Source organism: Rhizobium sp. CF122 (assembly GCF_000282035.1).
GTDB lineage: Bacteria > Pseudomonadota > Alphaproteobacteria > Rhizobiales > Rhizobiaceae > Rhizobium.
Genome location: NZ_AKKA01000023.1, coordinates 180,921 through 206,951, shown reverse-complemented (window position 1 = coordinate 206,951; position 26,031 = coordinate 180,921). Strand labels below are relative to the sequence as shown.

Below are 26,031 nucleotides of genomic sequence, written 5' to 3'. Positions count from 1 at the left end.
TCAGTTCCAATCCATGACCACCTTGCCGGAGTTGCCGGAGCGCATCGCCTCGAACCCCTCCCGGAAGTCATCGATGCCGATCCGGTGCGTGATGACAGGCGACAGATCCAACCCGCCTTGCACGAAGGCAATCATCTTGTACCAGGTCTCGAACATCTCGCGGCCGTAGATGCCCTTCAGGTTAAGCATCTTGAAGATGACTTTGTTCCAGTCGATCTCGAAGCCGGCGGGTGCGATGCCGAGGATGGCGATCTTGCCGCCATTATTCATCTTGTCGATCATGTCGCGGAACGCCGGTGCGGCGCCCGACATTTCCAGTCCGACGTCGAAGCCCTCGGTCATGCCGATCGACTTCATCACATCGGCAAGGTTCTCCTTCGAGGCGTCGACGACATAATCGATGCCAAGCTTGCGGGCGAGGTCGAGCCGGTGCGGGTTGATATCGGTGATGACGACCTTGCGCGCCCCCGATCGCTTGGCGACCAGCGCCCCCATGATGCCGATCGGCCCAGCGCCGGTGACAAGCACGTCCTCGCCGACGAGATCGAAGGACAGCGCCGTGTGCACCGCGTTGCCGAATGGATCGAAGATCGCGGCTATCTCGTCGGGAATATCATCCGGGATTGGCACCACGTTCGCCTCGGGAATGCAGACGAACTCTCCGAAGGAACCGGGGCGGTTGACGCCGACGCCCAGCGTATTGCGGCACAGATGCCCTCTACCTGCGCGGCAGTTGCGGCACTTGCCGCAGACGATATGTCCCTCGCCGGAGACCCGCTCGCCGACATGATATTTCGTTACCGCCGAGCCGATCTGTGCGATCTCGCCGCAGAATTCGTGGCCAACCACCATCGGCACCGGAATGGTCTTCTGCGCCCACTGGTCCCAGTTCCAGATATGCACATCGGTGCCGCAGATCGCGGATTTTTTCACCTTGATCAGCACATCGTTCGGCCCGACCTCGGGAACGGGAACATGCTCCATCCAAAGCCCGACCTCCGGCTTTGCCTTGACCAGTGCCTTCATCATGTTCGACATGATCCTACTCTCCCAAACCCTTTAGATGACACCGAGTTCGCGGCCAGCTTCCGCGAAGGCTGCGATCGTCCGCTCGACGTCCGCACGCGAATGCGCGGCCGACATCTGCGTGCGGATGCGTGCTTGCCCTTTCGGCACAACCGGGAAGGAGAAGCCGATCACGTAGACGCCCTTTTTCAACATCAGCGCCGCCATGTCCTGCGCCAGCTTGGCATCGCCGAGCATGACCGGAATGATCGGATGCCCCTCGCCCGCCAACGTGAAGCCGAGCTTCGTCATCTCCAAGCGGAACAACGTCGCATTGGCCGCCAGCCGCTCGCGCAGTGCATCGCCATTCTCAATGAGATCGAAGACCTTGAGGGACGCCGCGGCGATCACCGGCGCCAGCGTATTCGAGAACAGATAGGGACGCGACCGCTGGCGGAGCCACTCGACCGTTTCCGCCTTGGCCGAGGTATAGCCGCCGGAAGCACCGCCGAGCGCCTTCCCAAGCGTCCCGGTGATGATATCGACCCGGCCCTCGACCCCGCAATGCTCCGCCGACCCGCGCCCGTGTTTGCCAACGAAGCCGACGGCGTGGCTGTCATCGACCATGACCATCGCGCCATACTTCTCGGCCAAATCGCAGACGCCCTGCAGATTGGCAATGATGCCGTCCATCGAAAAGACACCGTCGGTGGCGATCAGCTTGAAGCGACTGCCTTGCGCCTTCTTCAACTCTTCCTCCAGCGCCTTCATGTCATTGTTGGCATAGCGCAAGCGCTTGGCCTTGGAGAGGCGCACACCGTCGATGATCGAGGCATGGTTCAGCGCGTCTGAGATGATCGCATCTTCCTCGCCGAGCAGCGTTTCGAACAGGCCGCCGTTAGCGTCGAAACACGAGGAATAGAGGATGGTGTCTTCCATGCCGAGGAAGGAGGAAATGCGCGCCTCGAGCTGCTTGTGCTCCTCCTGCGTGCCGCAGATGAAGCGCACTGAGGCCATGCCATAGCCATAGCGGTCGAGCGCCTTCTTGCCCGCTTCGGCAAGCTCCTCGTTGTCGGCGAGCCCGAGGTAGTTGTTGGCGCAGAAGTTCAAAACCCGCTCGCCTGAGGTAACGGCGATTTCGCCCCCCTGCTTTGACGTGATGATGCGCTCGGACTTGTAAAGCCCGGCGTCCTTCAGTGCGGCAAGTTCGGTGCGCAGGTGGGAGAGGAATTGCGAGGTCATTGAATGCCCTTCTTGTGATGTTTCCCGATGCCCTGCACTAGCACATAGCCAAGCGCCTGTCTTGCCGTCCTCAAGCCTGGTTTTGCGGACGCAGATCGTCAAATCATATCCACTGTGTGGATTGACAGAGATCAGAACCGGTCAGCGTCCACGACGGGCATCCGAGGCGCTTGTGATGAGCGTGGGCGCCGTGCCGGCGATGACAACATTCCAGGCGATCTCGGCTGCATGCTCGACAAGCGGCCGACGCTGGCAGATCGAGCTGCTCCTTCGCGAGGCGCTCTAATGTTCGTTCCGTTGGGGTTTCAGTGGCACATCATTGTTCTCGACCGGCAGCATGGTCTGCAAGACCCCGTCGCGCCGGACAAGCGCATGAAACAGCGCGGCCGCAAGATGCAGCAAGACGAGCGCGAAAAAGGCAAAGGCCAGATAGAAGTGCGCGTTCCACAGCAGTGTGTGCAGGCTGTCGCTCTGCGGCAGGATCGCAGGAAGCCGTATCTGACCGTAAAGGACGATAGGATAGGCGCCTGCAGACATCATGGCCCAGCCAATCAGCGGCATGCCGATCATCAGTGCGTACAAGGCAAGGTGCGACAGGTGCGCGGCGAGCTTCATCGGCTCGGGAAGATCGACAGGCAGCGCCGGCGCGCCATAGATAAATCGGACCACAAGGCGGATCAGGGCCAGTACGAGAATTGTGATGCCGAGCGTCTTATGGGTGGCCAGCAAAGGGGTGTACTGCCGCCCGATCGTGGACACCATCCCGACGCCGATAAAAAGCATTGCCAGAATGCAGATTGCCATCAGCCAGTGCAATGAGCGCTGAAGCGCGGTGAACTCGGTGTTGGTGCGGCTCATGGCTTTGTGCTCCCGGCGGTTCGAGGGTAGTAACTCGCTTCCGAAGTACGGAGGTCATAAGACTTGGCATAAGCTGCCGAGCGCGCTGCCGGGAACGGATCGTCGGACACCTTGATGCCATCAGGCAAGACGGTCGGATCGAAGTTGATGTCGCGGCAAGGGCCGTCTGCCTCCACCTCGATCTTCTGCACGACCAGCGTGCCGGCCTGAACAGTTCTGCGCTCCGGTGGCCACGCCTTCGTCGGATCCGAGGTTGGGTCCGATGGGTCGGCTTGCGTTAAGACCATCGTCCAGCGCTGCGGCGCCTTGCTGACGCGGTCCATGATGTCCTCGTCCAAGTGGTTGGGACCAAGCTTTTCCAGGTCAGGAGCGGAAATCGGCGTGACCTGCGCTTGCGGCGTCAGCGACCAGCGGACAGCGTGGTCTGCGCCGGCACCATCGGTAAAGATGAAGGCGTTGAGGCTATTGAATGCCACTTCCGCGTAGCTGGCGGTCCACGGCGCAGTCGTTGCCCACTTGCCGAATGCCGCAAATTCCGGATGCGCTGCGGCGTAAGCTTTCATGACCTCCGGATCCTTGCTCTTCGACGCTTCGAGCAGCTCGTAGAACGCCTGAGGCGTGGCGACCGGAAAGATTGGCGGATCGATCATGGCCATGCGCCAAACGTCGCCGTCGGGGGTCGAAATCTGAATTCCGATCCCCCGCACGCGAACCGTGGCGTCGGTTGCACTCGGGTCAGGCGTACCAAGATTGAATCGTCCGACAGCCGGATATTGCCCAGCAACGAAAGCGGTCGCACGGGAGAGAGCCGTGCCATTCCCGTTCGCTTCAAATATGCCGGTGAAACAGATGCCTTTTGCGTGATTTCGCCGATGGCCAAGCGCCGGCCCATCGGGTGGCGCCAGCGCACCGACGAGCTTCGTCGGGGTGAGACGCCCGGGCGAGAACCAACCTGCAGTGTAAGCGAACGCCCCTGCTCCGATGGCGACCACGGCAGCGATGATGACCAGAGATCCCAGATGAGAATGCGGCTGCGATTGCGACGGGTCAGGCATCCAACATTCTCCGCTGTTAACTTGCGCGTTCAAGGCAATGTCTGTGGGATGTTTTCACTCTCTCCGCCGACGGTTGTTGGAAACGATGGCGGCAATGGCAAGCTATGGACCGAAGGCAAAAGGAGGCACCATGCGAACAGTGCATCGCGGGATGCCTGCATGTGTCGTGGCATGGAAGATGCCATTGTTAAAACGTACGGTCAAACCCTAGCCGTCGTGGCTGAGGATCACGTCTAGAAACGCATCGCCGTAGCGCTCGAGTTTCGATTGGCCGACGCCCGAGATGGCGAGCATCTCCTTGTGCGTGCGCGGCCGCTCGGTCGCGAAGGCAATGAGCGTCGTATCGCCAGTGAGGGTTGGCAGCGGAACCTTTTGATGACTCAGCGTTTCTAGGAACATGATAAAAACCCTACTGATCGGCGGATTCATCTCGCTTCTGGCCCACGGTATCGGAAACGGGCAGGAAATTTCGGCCCAAGCCGTCAACGATGCAGTGACAGCCAGCATCTCCGACCAACCGGCAGAGCGATCACCGCAGCCGGACCCGGCCCTCGTCCACCTTCAGGTTCTCCTGGATCGAGCGGGTTCGTCGCCGGGCGTCATCGACGGGCTCCCCGGGGAGAACCTGACGAAGGCTGTCGCTGGCTTCGAAGCAATGCAGGGTTTGCCCGTCGATGGGAAGCCAGATCCGGAGATGGCCAAGCGTTTGAACGATGATCACCATGTCATCGGACCCTATGTGATCGCTCCGGATGACGCCGCGGATTTGGTCGAGAACATACCGAAGGACTACGCCAAGCAGGCTGAAATGCAGCATCTTGGCTACACCAGCGTAGCTGAGAGGCTGTCAGAGAGATTCCACATGGACACTAACCTGTTGAAAGCGCTGAACCCTGAGAAAAAATTCATCCCGGGCGAAACAATTTCGGTCGCGGTCATAGGTGCGCCGAGAACCGGGAGCGTTAAACGCATCGAAGCGAGACGCAAGAGTGGTCAGGTGATCGCATATGCTAAGGACGGATCCATCCTGGCCGTATATCCCGCCACTATCGGCAGCGAGGACAACCCCTCCCCCATCGGGCGACACAAGGTTATTGGCGTCGCTCGCGATCCAAAATACGTTTACAATCCCAAGCTCAACTTCCAGCAGGGCAAAAATAAAAAGAAACTTGAACTGCCAAGCGGCCCCAATAACCCAGTCGGAACGGTTTGGATCGACCTCTCCGAGCCAACCTATGGCATTCACGGAACTCCGCAGCCCAATCTGATCGACAAGGCTGGCTCACACGGATGCGTCAGGCTTACCAATTGGGACGTCGAGGAACTCGCCAGCATGGTGAAACCGGGGGTAAAAGTAGACTTCCGCGACTGAACGGGGGCGCGCCCCGATGGACTTCAGCGTGGAACGCACCGGGATCGCTCCCCGTCCACATTGAACGACTGAATCCCGAACCGCTTCGTCTGGCCTTGTAGCCGCCAGCCGGAATAGCAGTCGCGGACGATGACGTCTGTTGAAGGCCACAACCGCATGCCCACAGGATTTTGCCATCCCGTGGACATCGTATGAACAATTAGCAAGATAGGCGAAACGCGGATTAGCAAAGCAAAGACTGGAGATCGAAGCCCCTCGACGCGTCCGAAAACAGCTGGCACCATCTCGAAGACGACGCAGGAAACCACGGCGATGAGCATGAATGCGGCAGTCCGCATGAGCAGCAACACCTGGCAAACGTCCCTCGTCGGGATCTCGAAGCATCCTTTGAAAGCCTTATCGATGTCAGGAAGCGGGGAAACCTCAGCTTCTCGCGGCATGCTTTATGCGAATCGTAGTATCCCTACGCCATGAGTTTTCTTCGTACAAAAACGCCATCAGCCCCGGAACCTTTCGCAAGGCGTTCAATGATGCCTGCTGCCAGCCAACGCTCCGCGTCTTGCGCACTGTTCGACGACCGCGCTTCCCCCGAGGAAGTGTTGAAACGCGTCTGGGGGTACGACAGCTTCCGTGGAAAGCAGGCAGACGTCATTCGCCATGTCATGTCTGGAGGCGATGCGCTCGTGCTATTCCCGACGGGCAAGGGCAAATCCCTGTGCTTCCAGATACCCGGTGTTTGCCTGCCGGGAACGACCATTATCATCTCGCCGCTCATCGCGTTGATGAGGGATCAGGTTGAGGAGCTGAAGTCGCTGGGCGTGGCAGCCGAGTGCCTCTGGTCGCAGCAATCCGAAGAAGAATCCCGCCGTGTCCGGTCCAGTCTGCGAGCTGGCAAGATCAAGCTCCTGTATGTAACGCCGGAGCGCGTTGTGATGCCTGGCTTTGCCGACCTGTTCGGAAGCGTGCCGATTTCCCTGATCGCTATCGACGAATGCCACTGCGTCAGTTCCTGGGGACATAATTTTCGCAAAGATTACCTTGGACTTGGGAAGCTCAAGGAGCTTTACCCCGATGTCCCCAGAATTGCGCTGACGGCGACCGCGGACGCTCATACACGGGCTGACATCATCCGGCAGTTGGAACTGGATGACGCCGCCGTTTACATGGATAGCTTCGACCGCCCGAACATTTCATACGAGATCGTGGAGCGGGACAATGCCAGAAGTCAGCTCCTGCGCTTCCTGAAGCGGCACGAGGGATCGAGCGGGATCGTCTATTGCCTATCGAGGAAGAAGGTCGAAGAGACCGCTGAATGGCTAAACGATCACGGCATCAAGGCCAAAGCATACCATGCCAAGATGGATCCGAACGAGAAGGCAGCGAACCAGGACGCGTTTCGTTTAGAAGAAGACCTTTGCCTCGTCGCGACCGTGGCCTTTGGGATGGGCATCAACAAGCCGAACGTTCGCTACGTGGCGCATGTTGACCTCCCCTCTTCGGTCGAAGCCTATTACCAGGAAACTGGACGCGCAGGTCGCGATGGTCTCCCGTCTGAAGCCTTCATGATCTACGGCATGGCGGACATCGTCCAGCGTCACCGCATGATCGACGAAGGCGAAGCGACGGACGAGATCAAGCGCATAGAACGGGCGAAACTGAACGCCCTTCTCGGAATCTGCGAGACGGCGGGATGCCGGCGAAAGGCGATCCTTGGCCACTTCGGCGAAGCGGCGTCCGCGCGGTGCGGAAATTGCGACACCTGCAACCGGCCGGTCGAAACCTGGGATGGTACCGCAGCCTCTATCAAAGCATTGGCGGCCGTTTATCGAACGGGCGAGCGCTTCGGCGTGGCTCATCTGATCGACGTGCTGACCGGCAACTTAACGGATCGCACCTCGAAGTTCGGCCATACTGAGATGCCCGTGTTCGGCGCAGGAAAAGACCTTCCGGCCAGCACCTGGCAATCTGTGTTTAGACAGTTGCTCGCCCATTCCTTCATTTCGGTCGCCCATGACGAGTTTGGAGCCATAAAGCTCGATCAGTCAGCTCGTGCGGTCTTCAAGAAGGAAATCAACGTTGTCCTGCGCAAGGATTACCGGGAAAAATTTGGCAAGGGGGCGAAAGGTAGGACGCCGCAGGCTACAAGGGGTACTGGCCTGTCTGGTCGCGATGAGCAGCTCTTCCAGGCGATGCGAGCGGAACGGATGTCCATCGCCAAGGAAATGGGCGTCGCTCCTTATGTGATTTTCCCGGATACCACACTCATCGCGTTTGCAACCGAGCGACCGACGACAGATCACGAAATGTTGTCGATCTCAGGTGTTGGCGCGACCAAGCTCGAACGATACGGCCGCCGGTTTATGGAAATCATTTCGGATTCGGAATGACGTGCCGCCCGCCGTCGACTGTCTGTTGGCGGTTGTCGGCACAGTGAGGAAGCTGAAGCCGAACGTCGCGTCCCCGATCTGCCGAACCCATCAATGGCTCGCCGCTCCCTTGACGCGGCCGGAAAGCACGCCGAAACCATCGATGATCGCTTCCTGGTTCTCAAGGCGAAGCCCTTCGAAATGGACCTCCTGCAAAGCGCGCATCAACTGGTCGATCACCTCGCCGTTGCCGGCTTCGGTCGCCTCGGCGATCTCACGCTCAAGCTCGATCTTCTGGAAGCGCAAAGCCTTGGCACGCTTATGGAAGGCGAGCGCCTGCCGATACCCCTCCCGTGCATCCTCCATCGCCGCCTCTGATGTAGCGATCCAGAGGCGAGCATTGCGAATCTGCTGCTCAAGCCCTTGCAGCAACGGACCGAAACCCTGCTCTTCCATGCGCTCCAGCAGATACTCACGCGTCAGATGCGGCCCGGCGACGGCCGCTGCAGCCCCGAGCATGACGGACCAGAGCCGCTGAAGCTCGCGGTTGTCGTAATCGATCGAGGCGATCTCGTCATATTCGTCCTGCATCAAGGCCGGATGGTTGATGACCGTCAGCGCCAGCACGCTCTCTCGCAAGGCAGGTGTTTCCTGATGGCCACGAACCAGACCGGAGCGGGCCAGCCGATCGGAAATGCCGCCGCCGGAAAGGCGCGGGCCGCGCGCGCCCTCCCCGCCACGGCCGCGGGATTGGCCGGCGCCGCGATCGAAGCTTCGCCGCTCATTGCTACGATTCTGGAATTGCGGCTGAAAGAAGCCGTTCAGCCGGTCGCGCATGTCCTGCTGGTAGTGACGGCGGACATTCTCATCGGCAATGACGGCGACGAGCTGCTTCAACCGCGCTTCGAGCTCCGCCTTCGCTTCAGGCGTCTCGAACTGCCCAGTATTGATTTCACGGCCCCAGATCATCTCAGCCAGCGGCTTGGCCTGGCTCATCACCTTGTCGAAGGGCGCGCGCCCCTCGTTGCGCACCAGATCGTCCGGATCCTTGCCGTCTGGCAGCAGGGCAAAGCGAACGGTGCGCCCCGGCTTGATATGCGGGAGCGCCAGATCGGCTGCGCGATTGGCAGCGCGAATGCCGGCGCCGTCGCCATCAAAGCAAAGCACCGGCTGCGGCGTCATCTTCCAGAGGAGGTCGAGCTGATTCTCGGTCAATGCGGTGCCAAGCGGCGCGACGGCATTCTCGACGCCGGCCTGATGCAGCGCGATCACGTCCATATAGCCTTCGACGGCGATGATCGTGCCCTCGCCGTTCGCGCCCTGCGTCGCCCGGCGGGCGCGCGCGAAATTGTAGAGCACATTGCCCTTGTGGAAGAGCTCCGTCTCGTTGGAATTGAGATATTTGGCCGGCGCGTCCGCCGACATGGCCCGCCCGCCGAAAGCAATCACTTTCTCGCGGGACGACAGGATCGGAAACATGATGCGGTCACGGAAACGGTCATAGGAGACCGGCACGTCGGGACCGTGGACCACCAGACCGCAAGCCTCGATCTGCTCCTTGGCAACGCCCGTGCCTGCCAGAAACTCTTTCAGGGCATTGCGGCTGTCTGGCGCGAAGCCAAGCCGGAACGTCTCGATCGTCCGCCCCGTCAGCCCGCGATCGCGCAGATAAGCGCGCGCCCGCGCGCCGTTTGCCGTTTGTAGCTGATCCTGAAAGAACTTGGTCGCGAGCTCCATCACGTCGAGAAGCGAGGTGCGCTCCTTCTCGCGCTTTTCCATGACCGGATCGGCAACCGGCATAGCAACGCCTGCCATATCGGCGATCTGCTGCACGGCCTCCGGGAAGCTCAACCCCTCCAGATCCGTCAGGAATCGGAAGTGATCGCCGGTTACGCCACAGCCGAAGCAGTGGTAGCGCCCCTTGCGGTCCTCGCAGTGAAAGCTCGGCGACTTTTCGCCGTGAAACGGGCAACAGGCCCAATAATCGCCGCGAGAGACGTTGGTCTTGCGCTTATCCCAGCTCACACGACGACCGATCACGTCCGAAATCGGCACGCGATCGCGTATCTCGTCGAGAAAGGAATTGGAAAAGCGCATGTGAACCTCTTAGCTGGGTCCATATAAGCAGGTTCATCGGCACATGCCACGGCATTTGGCCGAAGGACGCGCTATTCACAGGGCCTTCGCGGCTTGAAAAATCTCCAGGAATGCGCGTTCAAAAATACGTTACCAGCCCTGCGACATGGGGTGCGACACTGAAAACCGCAACCCGCGTTTTGCGTGTATGCCAGACTAGCGTGCCGGCCACTCATTTTTTGCCAATCGTCAAAAATCGATGACGGAACAACAGCTTCGCAATTGCTCGAAATGATGATTGCCCGTCGCAAAGCCACAACCTCAAGCACGAATGACACATCTAAGGCAGCCTCCGTCGCCAATCATTATTTTTTTGTAATTTGAATCACTTGCCGCGTCGCAATAACTTCAGAGCCAACACAGCGATCCCCGTGCGAGGCACCATCCCTACCCCCGGCGCCGCCTCGCAAGGGTGTCTTTGCAAGTACCTGTTGGCTTGGATCTCGGTCCTGCGTTGCCACCGGAAGCAAAGAGCAAGAAGGCAGGAGCACCCCCAGCTCCTGCCTTCTTTAATTTCACCCAAAGGTTTAATTTTTGATATTTCCGCCTCCACTATCGGCCGCGGAAGGCATTGACAGTTATCGTCCGATGCCTAATGAAAGCGACCTATCGGGATGGTCGCATGCCACATAAAGTTGAAGATTTTTTAGAAAGCGACGCCTTCTTCGTGGCCGTGCTGCATTGCGCCCGCGAAATGCTGTCGATCTATCGCGAGAGCCCGCGCATCGCATCGATCTTTGCCGCGCAACAGCGCTGGCTGATGGCCCATGCCGGCTTCGCCCTTCATTTCGGCTACCCTGGCGAACCGAAACTCGGCCTCTATTCCGGCCGTTTCATCGCCTTCGTCGTGGCCAACAAGATTGCCAGCCGCAACACCGCCGCAGCCTTTATCCAGGAAATGCTTGCATACCGGTTCCTTCGCCCGGTCGAGAGTACCAGCGACAAGCGCACGCGCCTGTTGGAGCCGACGGAAACTGCCCACGAGCACTTTTTCAGGTGGCTCGCCACGCATCTTTTCATTCTCGACAGTCTGGACGGCAGCAATCGGCTGGACCGAATCAACGCCGACCCGGCAGCCTTCTCCAAGATACAGCCGCTGATTTCCAAGGCGATCATCGATAGCGACGCCGTGCGCGACCCCGGCGCAACATACAGTCTGTTCAACTGGGCCAATTCCGGCGGCCTGATCATGGACTACCTCATGAGCCGCATCGACACCTTCGATCGCAGCTCGGAGCGGGCCTACATCGGGCCGCTGTCGCTCAAGGAAATCCGTGACCAGTTCATGATCTCCAACACGCATCTGAAGCGCCTGCTGACGCAGGCGTCCGAAATGGGAAGCGTGGGCTGGACCCAGCCGCCCTATAAGGGCGACACTTGGATATCGCGCGCTTTTGTCATGGAATACTGGGGATATCAGGCGGCAAAATTCACGGTTGTCGATGCCGCCGCAGAGGCGGTCCTAGGGCCCGCCGCCAGGAAGACGGCGAGCCTGCGCTGATCAGTTCAGCTGTTCCTTGACGGCGCCGGATGCCTTGGAGAAGTCCATCTGGCCGGCATAGCGCTCCTTCAGAACGGCCATCACCTTGCCCATATCCTTCGGGCCCGCCGCACCGATCTCAGCGATGATCGCGGCGATGTTGCTGCGCACTTCGGCGTCCGAAAGCTGCTTCGGCAGGAAGTCCTGAAGCACGCCAATCTCGGCACGCTCCTTCGCGGCCAGCTCGGGACGCGCATTCTCCTCATAGATCTTCGCCGATTCGTCGCGCTGCTTCACCATCTTGGCGAGGATCTGCAAAATCTCGTCGTCACCAGCCTCTTCCTTTCCGGCGCCGCGATTGGCGATATCCCGGTCCTTGATCGCTGCCTGGATCAGGCGAACGGTCGAAAGCCGTTCGGCGTTCTTGGACTTCATGGCATCCTTGAGGGCGGCGGCGAGTTGATCGCGCAACATTGTAATCACTCCTGTTTGAATGCCGCTTCATAAACCACGCGAATGCATGGGATCAAATAAATTGCGGAAACAGGCGGCAGAAAGCGCGAGAAAACCGGCAGAATGTGCGGTACAAAGATTGACCTCGCGCAATAGCGTGGCTATTTACCGCCACCTGCACCAAAAATTCGTGATCAGGCCTGAGAGCGCGTGCCTTGCCGCGCGCATATGCTTGCGAACCAAATGGCCGGCCAACGTTGCCCAAGGACGTATGGCTGCCGGAAACGGGATGAAGATGACCGCAACTGCACCCTGGACAACCGAAAAGCCGACCGCCCTGCTCGTTCTCGCAGACGGAACCGTCATTGAAGGCAAGGGCATCGGCGCGACCGGCAAGGTCCAGGCCGAAGTGGTCTTCAACACAGCGCTGACCGGATACGAGGAAATCCTCACCGATCCCTCCTACCTCGGCCAGATCGTCACCTTCACTTTCCCGCATATCGGCAACATCGGCACCAACGACGAAGACATCGAAGACCTGACGCCCGCGGCACGCCACGGCGCCGTCGGCGTCATCTTCAAGGCCGACATCACCGAGCCGTCCAACTACCGCGCTGCCAAGCATCTCGATGCCTGGCTGAAGGCCCGCGGCATCATCGGCCTCTGCGGCGTCGACACCCGCGCGCTGACGGCCTGGATCCGCGAGAACGGCTCGCCGAACGCCGTCATCGCCCACGACCCGAACGGTGTGTTCGACGTGGAGACGCTGAAGGCGGAAGCCAAGGCCTGGAGCGGCCTCGAAGGTCTCGACCTCGCCAAGATCGCCTCTTCCGGCCAATCCTCGCAATGGGCGCAGACCCCTTGGATCTGGAACGAGGGCTACGGCGAGCTCGCCTCCGAAAATGCCAAGTATCACGTCGTCTGCCTCGACTATGGCGTCAAGCGCAACATCCTGCGCCTCTTTGCCGGCCTCGACTGCAAGGTCACGGTGATGCCGGCAACGACGAGCGCCGAGGACGTGCTGGCCATGCAGCCGGACGGCATCTTCCTGTCGAACGGCCCGGGTGACCCGGCTGCGACAGGCGAATACGCCGTTCCCGTCATCCAGAAACTGATCAAGACCGACATCCCGGTCTTCGGTATCTGCCTCGGCCATCAGATGCTGGGCCTCGCCCTCGGCGCCAAGACCGAGAAGATGCATCAGGGCCATCACGGCGCCAACCATCCGGTGAAGGACCACACCACAGGCAAGGTCGAGATCGTCTCGATGAACCACGGCTTCGCGGTCGACACGAAGTCTCTGCCACATGGTATTGAGGAGACTCACGTTTCCCTCTTCGACGGCACCAACTGCGGGCTACGCGTCGCCGGCAAGCCGATCTTCTCGGTGCAGCATCACCCGGAAGCCTCCCCGGGGCCGCAGGACAGCCACTACCTCTTCCGCCGCTTCATCAATCTGGTGCGTGCGAAGAAGGGCGAGGAAGCCCTCGCCGAGCGCTGAGACACAGCCGTTCCAGCAATTCGAAAGCCCGCTTCCGAGCGGGCTTTTTCTTTGTTGAGCTGTTGCGCTCAACGATGGCTGCGGCCACGCGATATCCGTTTGAATAGTGTCGAGAGTGCTGATTTACTGACCTTCGGTCAGGGAGGCAGCCATGAGATGCTTAATCCTAGCAGTTGCGTGCTTGCTCCCGACGGTATCTCTTGCCGCCGGGCCCGTGAAGGTCGATGCAAAGGATTACAGCTGCGCTCAGCTTGCGCAGATTATCCGCCAATCTAAGAAGGTTTATGTGCGCCTCGGCTTCGGGGGCCGCAACTTCCGCTATCCGCCGGCCCAATGCGGGCCTGGAGACAAGCTGAGTACTGCCAGTTTGCGGGACCGCACCGGGCGGCAGTGTCTCCTGGACTACGCCTGCGTCAATGATCCGATGTCGATGTATAACTACTAGCAGCGGCAGCCGCGCCTGAGGGTGAGAGGAGGCTCGCCGAGCGACCGTCCATCTCGCGCAGTTTGAATGCCCGCTATCGAGCGGGTCTTTTTGTTTTGGCCTATTGACCTCAACTTAACTTGAGGAATTACACCCGCCTCGTGACATCCAGGCAAAGGAGACAAGGATGAACGGAGCGTTTTACCGGATCGACAAGTTTGCTGTTCCGGAGGCAGCGCGCGAGGAGTTCCTGATGAACGTGCTGAAAACGCACGAAGTCTTGCAGGCGCAAGAAGGCTTCATCAGCCATCAGGTGCTGGAGCAGGTTTCAGGACCAGGCGAGTTCAACTTCGTGACGATCGCACAATGGGAAAGTGCGGAGGTGATCGACCGGGTAAGGGCCGTCGTGCAGGCCGCCCACCGTGCGCGAAACTTCGATCCGCAAGCGCTATTCGAACGGCTCGGCATTCGTGCCGACATCGCCAATTATAAGCCGATCGCGGCTTGATCCGAATTGGCCGGCTAGGCGCCGGCCATATCCTTCTCGCTGCGCAGAAGCAGGTAGAAGCGTCCGCAAAGCATCACGGCTGCCGCCGCAAGCCCGACCAAAAAGCCGAACCAGATGCCGATACCGCCGAAGCCAAGCGGGAACGCAAAGGCCCAGGCAAGGAAGAAGCCGATCGGCCAATAGGCAATCAGTGCTAGGATCATCGGCACGCGTGCATCCTTCAGCCCACGCAGCAGGCCATTGGCGATTGCCTGGAGGCCATCGACCAACTGAAAGAGCCCTGCTACGACGATCAGCGGCCCGGCATAAGCAAGCACCTGCGGCGCCTCCGGCAGCTTCGTATCGAGGAACCAGCTTCCCAGGAACTCAGGAGCGGCAGCAAACAGGATGCCACCGGCACTCGCGATCAGGCAGGCGATGACGACCACTGCGATCGAGGCTCGAACGACGGCGGTGTAGTCGCCCTGCCCGTGCGCCACACCAACCCGAACGGTTGCCGCCTGCGACAAGCCGAGCGGGATCATGAAGGCGATCGAAGCCCATTGCAGCGCGATACCATGGGCCGCAAGCTCGATCGTTCCAATATGCCCCATCAGCAAGGAGGCGACCGTAAAGAGGCTTACCTCGGCGAGGAGCGTCACGCTGATCGGCAGACCGAGACGCGCGACCTCCCAGAATGCCTTCCAGTCGGGACGCCAGAACCGCACGAAAATCTCGTAGCGTCGCGTGTCCTGCCTGCTCTGCACATAGGCAACGATAAACAGGAAGCCGGCAGTCTGCACGGCGACCGAAACGATCGCTGCTCCTTCGAGGCCCATTGCCGGAAAGCCGAAATGGCCAAGCACCAGCGCATAGGCGAAGAAGGCATTCAGCACCAGCATCGCGATCGTCACGTTGAGAACGACCGCCGCTCTGCCGATCGCACTGACGAGCGAGCGCATGACGTTGTAGAGCAGGCCCGGCAACACACCGAACTGACCGATCAGGATGTAGCCATGCGCCAGTGCCGCCACTTCGGGCTTCTGCCCGGCGGCGAGCAGTATCCGCTCGGAGTTGAAGAACGCCGGCAGCATGATCACCCAATAGGCGAGCACGACCCAAAGACCCATGCGCAGCGACCGGCGCACGCTGACGACGTCGCCCCTGCCGTAGGCCTGCGCAACCATCGGTATGACCGCGATGGCGAAACCCGAGCCGAAGACGAGGATCGTGAACAGGAACTGCGCCGAAAGCACCATCGCGGCAAGATTTTCAGCGCCGAGGCGCCCCACGATCATCACGTCGGTCGTATGGATGCCGAGCTGAGCCAACTGCGCGCCGATCAGCGGGATTCCGAGCGCCAGCGTGGCGCGGAAATGCGCAGCCCAATGGTTATCGGTTTTCGGCGCAAGCTTGCGCGCGTCGATCGGCGTGTCCATGACACTTTTCCTGTGATTGAATCAGTGACGGCCGCAAGTTGCAGCAAAACATCAAGACGGCTTAGATCAAAGCCCCGCAAAGAACTACTCAAAACTATGCAAATGATGAAAAATTCATCATCGCATCACGAATTCTGATGGCTCATTCGGCTGGCTGCCCGACGACGTCTGCGGCCTTGACCGTACGCACCTTCGCCAAAAACACGATGGCCGCGATCAGGATGATGATCGCCGACAGCAGATACGGCGCTCCGGCAAACGGCACCGGCGCTTCTGGCCTCGTGAAGTAGCCGAACAGCTGCGTAAAGATCAGTGGTCCGACAATCGTGGTGATGCTGCTGAGGCTTGTAAGCGCCCCTTGCAGCTCACCTTGCGCCGACGGCGGCACTTTGCCGGCTGCTATGCTTCGCAGCGGCGGATCAGCGACGTTCTCCATCACAGTCAGCACGATCACCGTGTAAACCATCCAGCCCTCCCAGGCGAAGGCGTAGCCCGTCAGTCCAACGACGGAAAAAGACAAGCCGAGGACGGCTGTCTTCCACTCGCCGAGCACGGGCACGATTTTCGGCAGGATGACGCCCATGACGAAGGCGGCGCCAATGCCGTAAATGCCGAGCGAGAGCCCAATCTGGCCTTCACTCCAGCCATATCGGTAGGTCGACACGAAGGACCAGACAGCCGGATAGACGGCATGCGCCAGCCAGAAAAGGAACATGACCGCACAGATCGGCCCGATACCGGAATAGCTGCGCATCTGCTTCAGCGCACCGAGCGGATTGGCACGCTTCCATTCAAACGTCCGACGATGCCTTGCCTCCAAGGTCTCGGGAAGCATGAAGTAGGCGGCAACGAAATTTGCGAACGAAAGAGCCGCAGCCCCGAGAAACGGCACCCGGGGGCCGAACTCTCCGAGGAAGCCGCCGATGACAGGCCCGATCGTGAAACCAACGCCGAACGCAATGCCGATCAAGCCGAAATTTTTAGCGCGATTGTCATCATTGCTAATATCAGCGATGTAGGCCGAACAGGTCGCAAAGCTGCCGCCGCTGAGGCCCGCCAGCGCGCGACCGATGAAGAGCATCCAGAAGCTCGTCGCCACCGCACAGATGAAGTTGTCGATCGCAAACGTTAGCACCGACAGAAGCAGGATGGGGCGCCGTCCGAAGCGGTCGCTGAGATTGCCGAGAAATGGCGCGAACAGGAACTGCATGACTGCGTAGACAACAAGCAGCCAGCCGCCATCGAGAGCTGCGTCGCTCACGGACCCGCCGGTCAATTGCTCGAGATAGGCCGGCAACACCGGCATGATGATCGCAATCCCGATCACGTCGAGAAACAGGATCATGAAGACGAGGAAGAGGCCGCGACGAACAAATTTCGGATCGAGCATCAGACATCTCTACAGCAGGTTGTTTTCTGAAAAGACGATCTCGTCGCCGGATATGTTACATAGCTCACGTACATGAGCGAAACAATCCGTGAACATCTCAAATCTTTTGATAGGCTCACGACTTCTGTTGATCGAGAACCGGAACAAAGGCAGACCTGTGCGGCCTTTGCACTGCTCGCGTCTGACGAAATCGACGAATGCCCCCCGAGCGGCGGCCAGCTCAAAAGAGGCTGTTTCAGATCGGCCCTGAGAACGTATCGCACGCGGACAACTGCCCGCTGTCGAAGCCGCGCTTGAACCATCGGGCCCGCTGCTCCGAGGTGCCGTGGTTGAAGCTTTCCGGCACCACATAGCCCTGGCTGCGCTTCTGTAACGTGTCGTCGCCGATCTGCTGGGCTGCGTTCAACGCCTCCTCCAGATCGCCGGCCTCGAGAATACCCTTCTGCTCGGTGAATTTGCCCCAGATGCCGGCAAAGCAGTCGGCTTGCAGTTCGACGCGAACCGACATCTTGTTGGCGTCCGCCTCACTCATGCGCTGACGCGCTTGATTGAATTTCGGCAGGATGCCCAGCAAATTCTGAACATGATGGCCGACCTCGTGGGCCACCACATAGGCTTCGGCAAAATCGCCGGAGGCACCGAACTGGCGGCTTAGCTGGTTGAAGAAGGCCGTGTCGAGGTAGACCTTGTGGTCGCTCGGGCAGTAGAACGGCCCGGTCGCCGCCGAGGCAAAACCGCATTTAGACTGCGTCTGTCCGGAGAAGAGAACGAGGCGAGGCTCCTCATACTGACGCCCCTGAGACTGGAAGATCCCATTCCAGGTGTCTTCAGTCTCGGCAAGCACTGTACGAACGAATGCCGTCATTTCATCATTGGCGGGCGTCTGGCTTCCCGATTCGCTCTGCTCGTAGCCCGGTCCGCCTGTTGTCATGCCGCCATCCATGATCTGCAGCAGGTCGATGCCCATGGCCTTGAGGACAAGATAGATGACGACGAGGAAGATGATGGTGCCGATGCTCAGCCCACCGCCACGTCGACCCATGCCGCCGCCGGATGGAAAACTGAAGCCTCCTCCTCTGCCCAATCCGCCCATGGAAGGATCGCCACGACGATCCTCGATGTTGTCGGACTGACGCCGGCCTTTCCATTCCATGACGGTTCCCCCGGGCTAAACCTTCGGTCGCTATGTATATATCTCGGCGGTTGGGAAATTCCAGCTACCCGGGAGAGCGCTTTGGCCGCCGACGACAGTGGAATCGGCCTTCGATATTCAAACAGTCAAGCGGTTGCGACCGCACCGTGAAGCGCGGTTGCGACCAATCCTGGCTTGCGATCAAGCAGACTTCTAAGAGCAAAATGGCCGACCCCAACGACAAGCAACGAAGCATAGCCGTCGACTGCGTAGTGCCAGCCGAGATAGACGGAGCTCGCCATTACGAATGCGGTGTAACAAAAGGCGATGATCCCCAGCCTGCGTGAGACCTCCGCCGCGAAGAATGCGTTCAAGGCAATCAGCCCCACATGTACGCTGGGAAAGGCCGAAATGCCCGAGCCGAACCCGGACGTGCTGTGCGCGTGAAGCGACCAAAGATAGCTTTGAAACAGATTGGCGGCTGTAGGACCGTCGGGCAAGGCCAGAAAAGTGGCCAGCTCCGCAAAGCGCCACTCATCACCGGTCACCGCGCCATAAAAGACAGGCCCGGCCGATATGAAGATGCCGGCAAGAATATTTCCGCAGACCACCCAGACGAGCATGAACATGCTGATATAGCGGACACGCATCGACGCCGCTCGCGGCGAGGTTGCCACGTAAAAGAGCGTTCCGAAGCAGACCACGAACCACAATACGCTGTAATTCCAATCCACGATCTTGATGATGGCGTCGTGGCCAGCGATCGAGAGCAGGAGCTTCCAGGGATCGCGGCCGAACGACAGCAGGGCATCGAGATTCGCGAGCCATTGATCGTAGAGAAAGCCGCCCCGAATGATCGGCAATAGATTCTTGATCGATGTGAACGTGCCTTGAAAAATCATCAGCGCCATCAGCAACGCCATGCCCGAGAAGAGATGGGCCAAACGCTGAGGCGAAAATGCTCTTCGCACAGCCAGCGATCGCCTATCGTCGAAGCGAAAGAAAATCCACGCATAGTCGAAGATGATCGCCATCAAAGGCATCAAGAACAGGAACAGATAGGTCCATTGGTCGAAATACAGCCCGAAAGACATCATCTCGGCGTGGCCATCGGCGATCAGCAACACGACACCAATCACGAAATAGACTGCTACGGCGAGATAAAGCCAAAGGTCCGCCGTCATCCGGACCTTAAGGTGCGATAGCACCTCCAAAGTCCACGTTCTCTGGCTCGCAAGCCTTTTATCACGCTGAGACATTGTCAATTCAAGACGCCCCTGCAAGCAAACCGCCCTCCTGGTTTGCAACGATAAATAGAAAGCACGCTCTTTATTAATTTTCACGAACCGGCACCGCTAAAAAGGTCGGCCTGACGATATTTTCGCAAATGCAGGGCAAATAAATGCTTACCAAGCGCGACACGCGGCACCCGCTTGACGAGACCTCTCTATTCAGGCCTCCTTGCACGAAGAAGTCTGAGGAGGAGAGACGAACGATGAAGGCGGTACGGCTCGAAGCGACGGGAAAGCTGGCCCTGCGCGAGGTAGAGCGTCCCGAACCGGGTGTTGGCGAATTGCTTGTTCGCACGGAGGCCTGCGGCATTTGCGGCACCGACCGCCACCTGTTCCTTGGAGAGTTTCCGTCCAAGCCACCCGTTACGCTCGGCCACGAGTTTGCTGGCATCATCGAAAAGGTGGGCGACGGTGTGAGCGGCTTTCGTGCAGGCATGCGCGTGACCGGTGATCCGAACATTGCCTGCGGCCGCTGCCCCGAATGTCGGCGCGGTCGCGTCAATCTGTGCCATAACCTGCAGGCGATCGGTATCCATCGCGACGGCGGTTTTGCCGAATATGTCTGCATTCCGCAGCAGCAGGCCTTCGAACTGCCCTCGGCACTGGATCCCCTCCACGGAGCCTTCTGCGAACCCCTCGCCTGCTGCATCCACGGCGTAGACCTTGCCGAAATCCGAACAGGCGCCTCGGTCGTCGTCCTCGGCGGCGGTGTGATCGGCTTGCTCATCGTGCAGTTGGCCCGACTGGCAGGAGCGACCAGGGTTGTGCTTGTTACCCGCACCGAGGAGAAGCGGACGCTTGCCGAAAAGCTCGGAGCGACCGCGAGTGCGGATCCCTTAACCGGCGATATCGTGGCACGCTTGATCGCGGCAGACGGTTTGTTGCCGGGCGGCGCCGACGTCGTCATCGAATGCGCGGGCGTTGCCGAAACGATCGAGCAGGCGCCCCGCCTTGCGCGGCGCGGCGGCACCGTCGTCATCCTCGGCGTCATGCCCCGGGGCATGAAGATTGGGGTCGAGCCCTTCGACCTCCTCTTTCGCGAGATCAAGCTGGTGAACTCCTTCCTCAACCCGTTCACTCACCAGCGCGCGGCCGAGTTCATCGCATCGGGGACCATCAAGGTCGAGCCGCTGATCTCCCGCCGGATCGGCTTCAATGACGCCGTAGAAGCAATCTCCAGTCCCGCCCGCCGGGGCGAGATCAGGACGCTTGTCGTACCGGACATTGACTAGACCTTCACAAGCTCCGCCAATTCCTGTCGATTCCGCAATTTATGGGGTTCCGTTTGCAAATACATTTGCCTATAAGCCGCTTCTAGCCTGAAAAGACCATCACATGCGCGACCCGGCCGGTGCCTCCCACCCTGGCCGGCTTTCTGCGCAGCTAGGAAACGGAAAAAGACGATGCCCAAGCGCCAAGATATCAAATCGATCCTCATCATCGGCGCGGGACCGATCGTCATTGGCCAGGCTTGCGAATTCGACTACTCCGGCACCCAGGCCTGCAAGGCGCTGAAGGAGGAAGGCTACCGCGTCATCCTCGTCAACTCCAATCCGGCAACGATCATGACCGACCCGGGCCTCGCCGATGCCACCTACGTCGAGCCGATCACTCCTGAAGTTGTCGCCAAGATCATCGCCAAGGAGCGCCCGGACGCGCTGCTGCCGACCATGGGCGGCCAAACGGCACTCAACACAGCGCTGTCGCTGAAGCGCATGGGCGTCCTTGACCGCTACAATGTCGAGATGATCGGCGCGAAGCCCGCTGCAATCGATATGGCCGAAGACCGCGCGCTCTTCCGCGAGGCCATGGCCCGCATCGGCCTGGAAACGCCGCGCTCGATGCTGGCGAACGCCACCGATATCAAGGATACCGATCGCAAGACGCATGAGGCCGAGCGTAACAAGCTGAAGGCAAGCCTCTCCGGCACTGACCTCGACAAGGCACTGGACGAACTGGAGAACCACTGGAACCTCGGCGAAAGTGACCGTAAGCAGCGCTACATGAGTCACGCGATGGCGATCGCCGCCCAGGCGCTCGATCACGTCGGCCTGCCAGCCATCATCCGCCCCTCCTTTACGCTTGGCGGAACCGGCGGTGGCATTGCCTACAACCGCTCGGAATTCTTCGAGATCGTCTCCGGCGGCCTCGATGCTTCGCCGACCACTGAAGTGCTGATCGAAGAATCCGTGCTCGGCTGGAAAGAGTATGAAATGGAGGTCGTCCGCGACAAGGCGGACAACTGCATCATCATCTGCTCGATCGAGAACATCGATCCGATGGGCGTTCACACCGGCGACTCCATCACTGTCGCCCCCGCACTGACGCTGACGGACAAGGAATACCAGATCATGCGCAACGCCTCGATCGCGGTACTGCGCGAGATCGGCGTCGAGACCGGCGGTTCGAACGTGCAGTTCGCCGTCAACCCGAAGGACGGCCGCCTCGTCGTCATCGAAATGAACCCGCGCGTCTCGCGCTCGTCGGCGCTGGCCTCCAAGGCGACCGGCTTCCCGATCGCCAAGGTCGCCGCCAAGCTCGCGATCGGCTACACGCTGGACGAACTGGAAAACGACATCACAGGCGGCGCGACGCCGGCCTCGTTCGAGCCGTCGATCGACTACGTCGTTACCAAGATCCCACGCTTTGCTTTCGAGAAATTCCCGGGCGCCTCGCCTGTGCTCACGACAGCGATGAAGTCCGTCGGCGAAGTCATGGCGATCGGCCGCACCTTCGCCGAATCGCTGCAGAAGGCGCTCCGCGGTCTCGAAACCGGCCTGACCGGCCTCGACGAGATCGAAATTCCGGATGTCGAGGAAGGTGAATCCAGCCAGAACGCCATTCGCGCCGCCATCGGTACGCCAACGCCGGATCGCCTGCGCATGGTTGCCCAGGCGCTGCGCACAGGCATGAGCCCGCAAGAAGTGCACGAAGGCTCGAAGATCGACCCCTGGTTCATCGCCCAGTTCAAGGCGATCGTCGACATGGAAGCGCGTATCCGCGAGCATGGCCTGCCGACCGACGCTGCTAACCTGCGCACGCTGAAGGCGATGGGCTTCTCCGACGCCCGCCTCGCAACGCTGACCGGCAAGCGCCCGAAGGAAGTCGCCGAGCTGCGCAACCGCCTGAACGTCCGTCCGGTCTTCAAGCGCATCGACACCTGCGCTGCCGAGTTCGCTTCGCCGACCGCGTATATGTACTCGACTTACGAGACCCCCTTCGTCGGCGCAGCACGCTCCGAAGCCCAGGTTTCCGACCGCAAGAAGGTCGTCATCCTCGGCGGCGGTCCGAACCGCATCGGCCAGGGCATCGAATTCGACTATTGCTGCTGCCATGCCGCCTTCGCGCTGAAGGATGCCGGCTACGAAGCGATCATGATCAACTGCAACCCGGAAACGGTCTCGACCGACTACGACACCTCCGATCGCCTCTATTTCGAGCCGCTGACGGCCGAAGACGTCATCGAAATCCTGCGCGCGGAGCAGGAAAAGGGCGAAGTCGTCGGCGTCATCGTTCAGTTCGGCGGCCAGACACCGTTGAAGCTTGCCGAAGCACTCGAGAAGAACGGCATCCCGATCCTCGGCACCGCGCCTGATATGATCGACCTTGCCGAAGACCGCGACCGCTTCCAGAAACTCCTGATGAAGCTCGACCTCAACCAGCCGAACAACGGCATTGCCTATTCGGTCGAGCAGGCTCGCCTCGTCGCCGCCGAGATCGGCTTCCCGCTGGTCGTGCGTCCATCCTATGTTCTCGGCGGCCGCGCCATGCAGATCATCCACGCCGAGAGCCAGCTGCAGAGCTACCTACTCGACACCGTTCCGGAGCTGGTGCCTGAGGATATCAAGCAGCGCTACCCGAACGACAAGACCGGCCAGATCAACACGCTGCTTGGCAAGAACCCACTGCTCTTTGACAGCTACCTAACCAACGCCATCGAAGTCGACGTAGACTGCCTCTGCGATGGCGACGACGTCTACGTCGCTGGCATCATGGAGCATATCGAGGAGGCCGGCATTCACTCCGGCGATAGCGCCTGCTCGCTGCCGCCGCGTTCTCTCTCGAAGGAACTGATCGACGAGCTGGAGCGCCAGGCCAAGGCGATGGCAAAGGCTCTGAACGTCGGTGGCCTGATGAACGTGCAGTTCGCCATCAAGGACGGCACCGTCTACGTGCTTGAAGTGAACCCGCGCGCCTCGCGCACCGTGCCCTTCGTCGCCAAGACCATCGGCGCGCCGATCGCCAAGATCGCCGCCCGTGTCATGGCTGGCGAGAAGCTCGACGCGACCTTTGCCGCTTACGGCGAAAAGCCGGATCCACGCACGCTGAAGCACATCGCCGTCAAGGAAGCCGTCTTCCCGTTCGCCCGCTTCCCGGGTGTCGACACCCTGCTCGGCCCGGAAATGCGCTCGACCGGCGAAGTCATCGGTCTCGACACCGATTTCGCACTGGCCTTCGCCAAGTCGCAGCTCGGTGCCGGTGTCGAACTGCCGCGTGAAGGCACTGTCTTCGTTTCCGTCCGCGACGAGGACAAGCCGCGCGTCCTGCCGGCCATCCGCGTTCTCGTCGGCGAAGGCTTCAAGGTTCTCGCAACCGGCGGCACGCAGCGGTTTCTGGCTGAAAACGGCATCGACTCGACGAAAATCAACAAGGTCCTGGAAGGGCGCCCACACATCGAAGACGCAATCCGCAACCGCCAGGTCCAGCTCGTGATCAACACGACCGACGGCAACAAGGCAATCTCCGACTCGAAGTCGCTGCGCCGAGCAACCCTCATGCAGAAGGTGCCCTACTACACGACGATGGCCGGAGCCGAGGCCGCCGCGCAGGCGATCAAGGCACTGCGGGCCGGCAACCTGGAAGTTCGTCCGCTGCAGAGCTACTTTTAAGCTAAAACGACCGAAAGTTGCGGTAAAACCGCCCGGATGCTACCTTTGCGGCGGCGCATCCGGAGCGGTTCATGGCAAAGAACGTTGTCATTCTGTTTGACGGCACGTCGAACGAGATTTCGGCCGACCGGACCAACGTCCTCAGACTATTTGGCACCTTGAAACGCTCGGACGAGCAGATCGTCTATTACGATCCGGGCATCGGCACGTTCGGCGCGACCAATGCCTGGTCGAGACTGCTTCGCAAATCCTACGAGATTTTCGGGCTCGCGACCGGTTGGGGTCTCGATCAGAACGTCAAGGAAGCCTACCGCTTCCTGGTGGAGAACTACGATCGCGGCCCGCCTGACGCCGATGGGCGACATCCGGATCGCGACCGCATCTACATCTTCGGCTTCAGCCGCGGTGCCTATTCGGCGCGCGTCCTGGCGGGCTTCATCCATGCCTTCGGCCTGACGAGCCGGTATCATCTCAATTTGCTCGACTATGCCTACAGGACTTATAAAGGGATTCCCGCGCAGGAGGAGCAGCTTGGCGGCGCGGCAGAAGATGGCGGCGAGGATGCCCCGTCGGCCTTCGCTGCCATGCGTCTCTATGAGCGCACCCTCAGAAACGACCGCCCGCCGATCAAGCTGCTGGGCCTCTTCGACACAGTCGCGTCGGTGATCGAGGCCGGCAAATGGCATCCGCAATTCAAGACCCACCCTTTCACCCGCAAAAATCCGAGCGTCGAGTGGGTGCGCCACGCCGTCGCGATCGATGAACGGCGAACGATGTTCCAGCCGGATCTCTGGATGCCGGATCAAGAATATTGGGGGCGCCCATTCCGCCCAAAGGTGCCGGCAAAGCAGAACTTCGAGGAAGTGTGGTTTGCCGGCGTGCATGGCGATATCGGCGGCGGCTATCCGGAAGCACAGAGCGGAGCGGTCAAAATACCCCTCGCCTGGATGATCAAGGAAACGAAGCCCGCCGGGCTCCTCTATCGCAGCCGCACCGTCAACGACATCGTGCTTGGAAAAAGCGGGAAGAAATATGTGCCGCTGGACGCCACCGTTCCCCTCCATGATTCCATGAGCGTCGGGTGGAAAATCCTTGAGTATATCCCGCGGCGCGTACCGGAAAACTCCTGGCGCAAACACGGCAGCCGGAGTGCGATCTATTTTCCTTTGAGCGACCGGCGTTTCATTCCGGACGATGCGCTGATCCATATCTCGGTCAAAGAGCGGAAGGATGCAAGCTCCTACGATCCACCGAACCTGCCCGCAAACCCTCATTTCGTTCCCTAGCGGCTGGAATCCCCGTCTGCGATCCGCCATGCTTGATCCGCCTCTTGCCTCCTTATCAGGATGTGCGGGCGGACCGGCTGCTGCCAGTGAATACGAATTTTATGGAAATCGCCGGTAGCGATCTGCTATAAGCCGAGTAACTAGGATTGTTGCACGGTTCCGAAGTTCCCCTTCGGGACCTGTTTTCTTTTGTGTCTGCAGCTAAGTTGACGCAGGGAGTGAAG

Annotated in this window: 20 protein-coding genes; 9 read left to right on the top strand and 11 right to left on the bottom strand. The window is 60.0% G+C overall.

Annotated elements, in window-relative coordinates:
* The 5 genes from tdh to PMI09_RS32515 all read right to left on the bottom strand — a co-directional run bounded on the left by tdh (position 1) and on the right by PMI09_RS32515 (position 4,589).
* Positions 1-1,038 carry an L-threonine 3-dehydrogenase gene (gene tdh, locus PMI09_RS06530; RefSeq protein WP_007790106.1) on the bottom strand — a complete coding sequence of 346 codons (1,038 nt, stop codon included), beginning with the start codon at positions 1,036-1,038 and terminating at the stop codon, positions 1-3.
* Positions 1,039-1,059: 21 nt separating this feature from the next.
* The gene (locus PMI09_RS06525) at positions 1,060-2,247 is read right to left on the bottom strand and encodes a glycine C-acetyltransferase (RefSeq protein WP_007790104.1); all 1,188 of its coding nucleotides are present in this window, start codon (positions 2,245-2,247) and stop codon (positions 1,060-1,062) included.
* Positions 2,248-2,529: 282 nt separating this feature from the next.
* Positions 2,530-3,105, bottom strand: a complete 576-nt coding sequence (locus PMI09_RS06520; RefSeq protein WP_007790102.1) for a cytochrome b — start codon at positions 3,103-3,105, stop codon at positions 2,530-2,532.
* Positions 3,102-4,160: a catalase family peroxidase gene (locus PMI09_RS06515; protein ID WP_007790099.1), complete on the bottom strand. Its 1,059-nt coding sequence runs from the start codon at positions 4,158-4,160 to the stop codon at positions 3,102-3,104. The genes PMI09_RS06520 and PMI09_RS06515 overlap by 4 nt, the downstream gene beginning before the upstream one ends.
* A 207-nt stretch (positions 4,161-4,367) precedes the next feature.
* Positions 4,368-4,589 (bottom strand): HRDC domain-containing protein, encoded by a 222-nt coding sequence (locus tag PMI09_RS32515; protein ID WP_274533073.1) that lies wholly within the window; start codon positions 4,587-4,589, stop codon positions 4,368-4,370.
* Between PMI09_RS32515 and PMI09_RS06505 the strand changes: the two genes are divergently transcribed.
* Together PMI09_RS06505 and recQ are read left to right on the top strand one after the other, a co-directional pair.
* Positions 4,558-5,532: a L,D-transpeptidase family protein gene (locus tag PMI09_RS06505; protein WP_007790097.1), complete on the top strand. Its 975-nt coding sequence runs from the start codon at positions 4,558-4,560 to the stop codon at positions 5,530-5,532. The genes PMI09_RS32515 and PMI09_RS06505 overlap by 32 nt on opposite strands.
* A gap of 527 nt (positions 5,533-6,059) precedes the next feature.
* Positions 6,060-7,919 (top strand): DNA helicase RecQ, encoded by a 1,860-nt coding sequence (gene recQ / locus PMI09_RS06495; protein WP_007790096.1) that lies wholly within the window; start codon positions 6,060-6,062, stop codon positions 7,917-7,919.
* A 90-nt stretch (positions 7,920-8,009) separates the two neighbouring features.
* Here recQ and dnaG read toward each other — a convergent pair whose 3' ends face one another.
* The gene (gene dnaG, locus PMI09_RS06490; RefSeq protein WP_007790094.1) at positions 8,010-9,995 is read right to left on the bottom strand and encodes a DNA primase; all 1,986 of its coding nucleotides are present in this window, start codon (positions 9,993-9,995) and stop codon (positions 8,010-8,012) included.
* A gap of 661 nt (positions 9,996-10,656) precedes the next feature.
* Here dnaG and PMI09_RS06485 point away from each other — a divergent pair.
* Positions 10,657-11,535 carry a hypothetical protein gene (locus PMI09_RS06485; RefSeq protein ID WP_007790092.1) on the top strand — a complete coding sequence of 293 codons (879 nt, stop codon included), beginning with the start codon at positions 10,657-10,659 and terminating at the stop codon, positions 11,533-11,535.
* Here PMI09_RS06485 and PMI09_RS06480 read toward each other — a convergent pair whose 3' ends face one another.
* Positions 11,536-11,988 (bottom strand): GatB/YqeY domain-containing protein, encoded by a 453-nt coding sequence (locus PMI09_RS06480; protein WP_007790091.1) that lies wholly within the window; start codon positions 11,986-11,988, stop codon positions 11,536-11,538.
* 274 nt (positions 11,989-12,262) lie between these two features.
* Here PMI09_RS06480 and carA point away from each other — a divergent pair, with 274 nt between their 5' ends.
* The 3 genes from carA (at position 12,263) to PMI09_RS06465 (ending at position 14,400) form a co-directional block, all read left to right on the top strand.
* A complete protein-coding gene (gene carA / locus PMI09_RS06475) occupies positions 12,263-13,468 on the top strand; it encodes a glutamine-hydrolyzing carbamoyl-phosphate synthase small subunit (protein WP_037082098.1) in 1,206 nt (401 codons plus the stop codon).
* 151 nt (positions 13,469-13,619) lie between these two features.
* Entirely contained in the window at positions 13,620-13,913 is a 294-nt protein-coding gene (locus PMI09_RS32050) for a hypothetical protein (protein WP_007790086.1), read from the top strand.
* A 166-nt stretch (positions 13,914-14,079) separates the two neighbouring features.
* Positions 14,080-14,400 (top strand): antibiotic biosynthesis monooxygenase family protein, encoded by a 321-nt coding sequence (locus PMI09_RS06465; RefSeq protein ID WP_007790084.1) that lies wholly within the window; start codon positions 14,080-14,082, stop codon positions 14,398-14,400.
* A 14-nt stretch (positions 14,401-14,414) separates the two neighbouring features.
* Here PMI09_RS06465 and PMI09_RS06460 read toward each other — a convergent pair whose 3' ends face one another.
* The 4 genes from PMI09_RS06460 to PMI09_RS06445 form a co-directional block, all read right to left on the bottom strand.
* Positions 14,415-15,818, bottom strand: a complete 1,404-nt coding sequence (locus PMI09_RS06460; protein ID WP_007790082.1) for an MATE family efflux transporter — start codon at positions 15,816-15,818, stop codon at positions 14,415-14,417.
* Between the two features lie 142 nt (positions 15,819-15,960).
* Positions 15,961-17,208: a TCR/Tet family MFS transporter gene (locus PMI09_RS06455; protein WP_007790080.1), complete on the bottom strand. Its 1,248-nt coding sequence runs from the start codon at positions 17,206-17,208 to the stop codon at positions 15,961-15,963.
* A 235-nt stretch (positions 17,209-17,443) separates the two neighbouring features.
* Positions 17,444-18,361, bottom strand: coding sequence for a KPN_02809 family neutral zinc metallopeptidase (ypfJ, locus tag PMI09_RS06450; RefSeq protein WP_007790077.1), 918 nt, complete (start codon positions 18,359-18,361; stop codon positions 17,444-17,446).
* A 125-nt stretch (positions 18,362-18,486) separates the two neighbouring features.
* The gene (locus PMI09_RS06445) at positions 18,487-19,524 is read right to left on the bottom strand and encodes a phosphatase PAP2 family protein (RefSeq protein ID WP_244423727.1); all 1,038 of its coding nucleotides are present in this window, start codon (positions 19,522-19,524) and stop codon (positions 18,487-18,489) included.
* A gap of 311 nt (positions 19,525-19,835) precedes the next feature.
* Here PMI09_RS06445 and PMI09_RS06440 point away from each other — a divergent pair, with 311 nt between their 5' ends.
* The 3 genes from PMI09_RS06440 (at position 19,836) to PMI09_RS06430 (ending at position 25,807) form a co-directional block, all read left to right on the top strand.
* Positions 19,836-20,864, top strand: a complete 1,029-nt coding sequence (locus PMI09_RS06440) for a zinc-dependent alcohol dehydrogenase family protein (protein WP_007790073.1) — start codon at positions 19,836-19,838, stop codon at positions 20,862-20,864.
* Positions 20,865-21,035: 171 nt separating this feature from the next.
* Positions 21,036-24,521 carry a carbamoyl-phosphate synthase large subunit gene (gene carB / locus PMI09_RS06435; protein ID WP_007790072.1) on the top strand — a complete coding sequence of 1,162 codons (3,486 nt, stop codon included), beginning with the start codon at positions 21,036-21,038 and terminating at the stop codon, positions 24,519-24,521.
* A gap of 71 nt (positions 24,522-24,592) precedes the next feature.
* Complete coding sequence (locus PMI09_RS06430; protein ID WP_007790070.1) at positions 24,593-25,807, top strand: T6SS phospholipase effector Tle1-like catalytic domain-containing protein; 1,215 nt, start codon at positions 24,593-24,595, stop codon at positions 25,805-25,807.
* The last annotated feature ends 224 nt before the right edge of the window (positions 25,808-26,031 follow it).